The following is a 5,558-nucleotide window of genomic DNA, read 5'->3' as shown; positions in this document are numbered from 1 at the left end:
TTCGTAGGGGACGGACGGCCACTGCCTGTGAACGCGCAGCACGCGAAGCCGACCCGCAGGGACGCGGTCGACAACCGGGAGCGGATCCTCGTCGTGGCCCGCGACGCGCTGGCCGAGTCGGGCGGCACCTCGCTCACCGCCATCGCCAAGAAGGCGGGCGTCGGCATCGGCACGCTCTACCGCCACTTCCCGAACCGGGAGTCGCTCATCGTCGAGCTGTACCGGCACGACATCCAGCACCTCATCGATCTCGCGCCGGCGCTCGTGGCGTCACACCCGCCGCTGGAGGCCGTGCGGCGGTGGTTCGACGAGGTCGCCCGCTACGGCCGGCTCAAGTTCGGCGTGGCCGAGGTCATCCACGCCGCGGCCGATCGCGGCCTCGACGACGAGTACTACGAACCCTTCCTCGGGGCCATCGCCGTGCTGCTCGACGCCGGAGCCGCCGAGGGCACGCTCAAGGACGGCCTCGACCCCGAGGACGTCCTGCTGCAGCTCAGCGTGCTGTGGAGGATCGACCCGGCGCGCGGAGGCGAGGTCCGTGCGGCGCGCATTCTCGACCTGATCGTCGACGGTCTGCGCCGGCCGGGGCCCGGACCGGTGGCCTGACCGCTCAGGGTCCGTCGGCGGCTGGGCGGTGTCAGGTCGATGTAAGGTCGCGCCGCTGTGGTCGTTATCATCCGATAGTGGCGTTTTCCTAACATTTCTCTCATGTATGGCCTTTCCTCCGGGGTGGTCGATGACCCGCAAGCTGCCGACGGGCGACGACGACGAGCTGCTCACCAGGCTCGGATCGCTGACGGCCCAGGCACGTGAACGCGCCGAGTTCCAGCGCTCACAGGTCGAACTGGCCATCGCGCTGCAACGCGGCATGCTTCCGGGGGACATGCCCTCCGCCCCGGGATTCGACGTGGCCGTCCAGTACGCGCCCGCCTGCTACGGCCTCAACGTGGGCGGAGACTGGTACGACGCCTTCCGGCTGCCCGACGGACGCATCGGCCTGTCCATAGGCGACGTGCAGGGCCACAACATCGAGGCCGCCGCGTTCATGGGCCAGGTCAGGGTCGGCCTGCGAGCCCTGGCCTCCGTCGCCGGCGACCCTGGGGAGCTCCTCACCCGGACCAACGACCTCATCCTGTCCCTCGGCTCCGACCTCTTCGCGACCTGCACCTTCATGCGGCTCGACCCGGCCACCGGCATGCTGGAGAGCGCGCGGGCCGGGCACATACCCTGCGTCTGGGCGTCGGCGGACGGAAAGTCCGGCATCACCGAGGACGAAGGCGGGCCCCCGCTCGGCATCGAGGCCGGGATGCGGTACCCGGTGACCCGGCACCGCCTCACCACCGGCGGGGTCTTCGTCCTGCTGACCGACGGTGTCGTCGAGGGCCCCTCGATGCACGTGGACGAAGGCCTCGACCGGGTCGTACGGCTCGCCGGAGTCGCCGCCGTCGCGGGCCTGTCGGCCGGTTCACTGGCCGCGCGCGTCATCAAGGGCGCCGAGCGCGTGGGACACGAGGACGACGCCGCCGTCCTCGTGGTCCGTCACGGCGCGCCCACGCTTCCGCTCCGGTGACGCGGCAGGCCGTCCGGCGTCCTCGACGGGACCGTCGTCGGTCTCCGGCGACGCACCCACCGCCGGGCGCGGCACACGGGCGCTCGCCTCGCCGACAGGGCCCCGGCGGTGTCTGATGGCCCTGTGGTGGCTACACAGGAGATGCGCCGGCCGGCCGTCTTCGCCCTTCAGACGCTGGTGATCGCCGCCTGCTACTACGGAGCAGGGCGGCTGGGACTCATGCGGCGGCTCACTGTCGAAGGAGCGGTGTTCACACCCATCTGGCCGCCCACCGGCGTCGCCGTCGCCGCCCTGCTGTTCCTCGGGATCCGGGCGTGCCTCGGGATCGCGATCGGGGCGTTCCTGGTCGTCCTGTCCCTGTCCTCGTTCTCCACGCTCCAGCCCTCCGCGGCGGGCATCGTCGTGGGCAACACCGTCGCCCCGGTCTGTGCCTACCTCCTGCTGCGCTCGGTGGGCTTCCGCAGCGATCTCAGCCGTCTTCGCGACGGCCTGGCCCTGGTGTTCCTGGCCGCTCTGGCCGCCATGACGATCAGCGCGACCGTGGATGTCGGGCTCCTGGTGGTCACGGACAAACTCGCCCTGGACGACTTCTGGCCGGTCTGGCTGGCGTGGTGGGTGGGAGACGCGATGGGAGTCCTGATCGTCACCCCGCTCCTTCTGCTGCTGTACGCCGTACGCATGCCGATCGAGATGACGCGATGGAAGGAGGCCGCACTCCTCCTGATCGCCGTCGGCGTCACGGTGCCGATCGCCACACGCAGCTCCATCAGTCTGCTGTTCCTCGTCTATCCGCTGCTCATCTGGGCGGCGCTGCGCTTCGAACTGCCGGGCAGCCTGGCCTGCGCTCTCTTCGCCTCCGTCATGGCCACCGTCGCGGCGACGGAGGACGTGGGCTCGTTCCACGAGTTGAGTCACACCGAGGTCATGATCAAGCTGCAGGCGTTCAACGGGACCATGGCGCTGACGGCCCTCCTCCTGTCCGCCGTCATCACCGAACAGCGCAACACCAGACGCTCCGTGGAGATGGCCTGCCAGGAACTGGTGCAGGTCCTCGAGCACCTGACCGCCGGGAACCCCACGCCCAGACCGCCTCCCGCGGAGGAGGACGGCCACGCCTGACGGCGGGCACCTCCGCCCCGCTGCCGCCCTGCCGCCCTGCCGCGCTGTCCCGCAGGTGCCCGACCGCTCTCCCGAGGGACGCGGTCCGGCGCCGATTTCGGCTGCCGCGAAGGCACCGTGCCGCCGTACGGCCCGGTGAGGAAAGATGAGACCACCAGCGAAGAACCACCGATGTGGAGGTGCGGGCACATGCAGCACGAGCGAGCGGGCCGTCCGGCCGGCCCCGAGGATCTCGTCGACGTAGCCCGGTTGGTCACCGCGTACTACGCGCTCCACCCCGACCCGGCCGAACCCGGCCAGCGCGTCGCCTTCGGCACGTCCGGACACCGCGGTTCGTCCCTGGCGACCGCGTTCAACGAGGACCACATCGCGGCGACGAGCCAGGCCATCTGCGAGTACCGCGACGGCCGGGGCATCGACGGCCCGCTCTTCCTGGGCGCCGACAGCCACGCGCTCTCGGAACCCGCGAAGGTCACCGCCCTGGAGGTGTTCGCGGCCAACGACGTGTCCGTGCTCCTCGACAGCGCGGACGGCTACACGCCCACTCCCGCGGTGTCCCACGCCATCCTCACCCACAACCGCGGACGCTCCACGGGCCTCGCCGACGGTGTGGTCGTCACCCCCTCCCACAATCCGCCCGCCGACGGCGGCTTCAAGTACAACCCGCCGAACGGCGGCCCGGCGGGCTCCGAGGCGACCTCCTGGATCCAGGACCGGGCCAACGAACTCATCAGGGACGGGCTCAAGGACGTACGGCGCATCCCCTACGCCCGTGCGCTCGCCGCACCCGGCACCGGCCGTCACGACTTCCTCGGCACCTACGTGGCCGATCTCCCGCAGGTGCTGGACCTGGACGCGATCCGCGCGGCCGGGGTCCGCATCGGCGCCGACCCGCTGGGCGGGGCATCGGTCGCCTACTGGGGGCGCATCGCCGAACAGCACGCGCTGGACCTGACCGTGGTCAACCCGCTCACCGACCCCACCTGGCGGTTCATGACGCTGGACTGGGACGGCAGGATCCGGATGGACTGCTCGTCGCCCTACGCGATGGCCTCGCTCATCGAACGGCGCGACCGCTTCCAGATCTCCACGGGCAACGACGCCGACGCCGACCGCCACGGGATCGTCACCCCGGACGGCGGCCTCATGAACCCCAACCACTATCTCGCCGCCGCCATCGCCTACCTCTACTCCCACCGGGAGCGGTGGCCCGCCGGGACGGGGATCGGCAAGACCCTGGTGTCGTCCGGAATGATCGACCGGGTCGCCGCCGACCTCGGCCGCCCGCTGGTCGAGGTGCCCGTCGGATTCAAGTGGTTCGTGGACGGGCTGGTCGACGGCTCCCTCGGGTTCGGCGGCGAGGAGTCGGCGGGCGCCTCCTTCCTGCGCCGCGACGGCTCGGTCTGGACCACCGACAAGGACGGCATCATCCTCGCCCTGCTCGCCTCCGAGATCACCGGAGTCACCGGGAAGACGCCCTCCGAGCACTACGCCGGACTCACCTCGCGCTTCGGGGAGCCCGCCTACGAACGCATCGACGCCCCGGCGTCGCGCGAGGAGAAGGCCCTCCTCGCCAAGCTGTCACCCGCGCAGATCACCACCGACACGCTCGCCGGGGAGACGGTCACCGCGGTCCTCACCGAGGCGCCGGGCAACGGCGCGCCCATCGGCGGCATCAAGGTGACCACCGAGAGCGCCTGGTTCGCGGCCCGCCCCTCGGGCACCGAGGACGTCTACAAGATCTACGCGGAGTCGTTCCTCGGAACCGATCACCTGCGCCGGGTTCAGGACGAGGCGAAGGCGGTGGTCTCCGCGGCCCTGTCCGGCTGAGCCCGGCCCTCCGGCGCCGTGTCCGCGCGGCACGGCGCCCTCAGCCGCACAGCGCCACCCGGTACAGATCCGCGAGCGCCTCGTCGATGGGATGGGGCCGCGGCAGGCCGGAGGAGTCGAGCCTGTTCCAGCGCTGGGTGTTCACCGCGACCGCGAGCCGCCGTTCGCCGTCGGCGCGGGTCATGGCGAGCGCTCCACCGCCCCAGACCGTACCGCCGTGCCCCCAGAAGACGTCCTGGCCGGGACCCTCCATCGGATGCAGACCGAGTCCGTACTCGATCGTCCTGAGCTCCTGGGAGACGACCGGCACCGTACGCCGCATCTCCGCCAGCGACGACGGGCTGACGATCTCCCCCGCCGACAGCAGGCCGTAGAAGTCGTTGAGGTCCGAGACGGTCGATATCAGCGACGCCGACGGCCCCACCCAGGACATGTCGAACACGCTGTAGTCGCGGGGCGGGTCGATCATGCCGAACCACGCCTCGTAGAGCCGCGAGTGCGGCCCGTCCACGTACGGTCCCGAGGGGAAGCAGGTGTCGCGGAGCCCGGCGCGCTCGATGACGCTCTCGGTGACGCACCGCTCGGCCGAGGCACCGGTCACCTGTTCCAGGAGCTGGGCGAGGAGCAGGTAGTTGGTGTTGGAGTACACCCCCGGAGTACCGCCGGGGGAGCCGAACGCGGGTGCCGAGACCCCCATCGCGATCAGTTCGACGGGATCGAATCGCGTGAACCGGTGGTCGTCCATGCTCTGGGGCCCGGTGTCCGCGATGGCGGGATACGCCTTGAGCGAGGGGTAGGCGTACGGCAGGTACTCGGCGAGGCCGCTGGTGTGGTTGAGCAGCATCCGGACCGTGATCGCGTCGCCGCGCGCTCCGGGGACCAGCACCGGAAGGTACCGGCCGATCGGTGCGTCGAGCCCGATCCGGCCGGCCTCGACCTGCCGCAGCACCGCGGCGGCGGTGAACGCTCGAGCGGGATAGCCGGCCGAGTCCTCCGCCGGCGCGGCGCCGATGAGGAACACAACGAAGAGAGCTGAGGC

Annotated in this window: 5 protein-coding genes; 4 read left to right on the top strand and 1 reads right to left on the bottom strand. The window is 71.0% G+C overall.

Features of this window, described 5'->3' with window-relative positions:
- The first annotated feature begins 27 nt into the window (after positions 1-27).
- The 4 genes from ACWEBX_RS37005 (at position 28) to pgm (ending at position 4,519) form a co-directional block, all read left to right on the top strand.
- On the top strand, positions 28-606 hold the full coding sequence (locus ACWEBX_RS37005) for a TetR/AcrR family transcriptional regulator (protein ID WP_451889130.1): 579 nt from the start codon (positions 28-30) through the stop codon (positions 604-606).
- Between the two features lie 130 nt (positions 607-736).
- A complete protein-coding gene (locus ACWEBX_RS37000) occupies positions 737-1,570 on the top strand; it encodes a PP2C family protein-serine/threonine phosphatase (protein WP_451889129.1) in 834 nt (277 codons plus the stop codon).
- A 123-nt stretch (positions 1,571-1,693) separates the two neighbouring features.
- Positions 1,694-2,689: an MASE1 domain-containing protein gene (locus ACWEBX_RS36995; protein ID WP_451889128.1), complete on the top strand. Its 996-nt coding sequence runs from the start codon at positions 1,694-1,696 to the stop codon at positions 2,687-2,689.
- Between the two features lie 189 nt (positions 2,690-2,878).
- A complete protein-coding gene (gene pgm / locus ACWEBX_RS36990; RefSeq protein ID WP_451889127.1) occupies positions 2,879-4,519 on the top strand; it encodes a phosphoglucomutase (alpha-D-glucose-1,6-bisphosphate-dependent) in 1,641 nt (546 codons plus the stop codon).
- 40 nt (positions 4,520-4,559) lie between these two features.
- On the opposite strand, the gene ACWEBX_RS36985 is transcribed toward pgm, so the two are convergent.
- Positions 4,560-5,558 (bottom strand): serine hydrolase domain-containing protein (locus ACWEBX_RS36985; protein ID WP_451889126.1); only part of this gene is annotated, 999 nt, incomplete at its 5' end.

This window comes from Streptomyces sp. NPDC005070, assembly GCF_053600395.1.
Note: the sequence above shows the minus strand (reverse complement) of the source record. Positions and strands in the feature narration are given on the sequence as shown.

Bases quoted from the DNA above. Each gene is read 5' to 3' on its own strand.
- ACWEBX_RS37000 (WP_451889129.1), top strand. From the start codon at position 737: ATGACCCGCAAGCTGCCGACGGGCGACGACGACGAGCTGCTCACCAGG.
- pgm (WP_451889127.1), top strand. From the start codon at position 2,879: ATGCAGCACGAGCGAGCGGGCCGTCCGGCCGGCCCCGAGGATCTCGTC.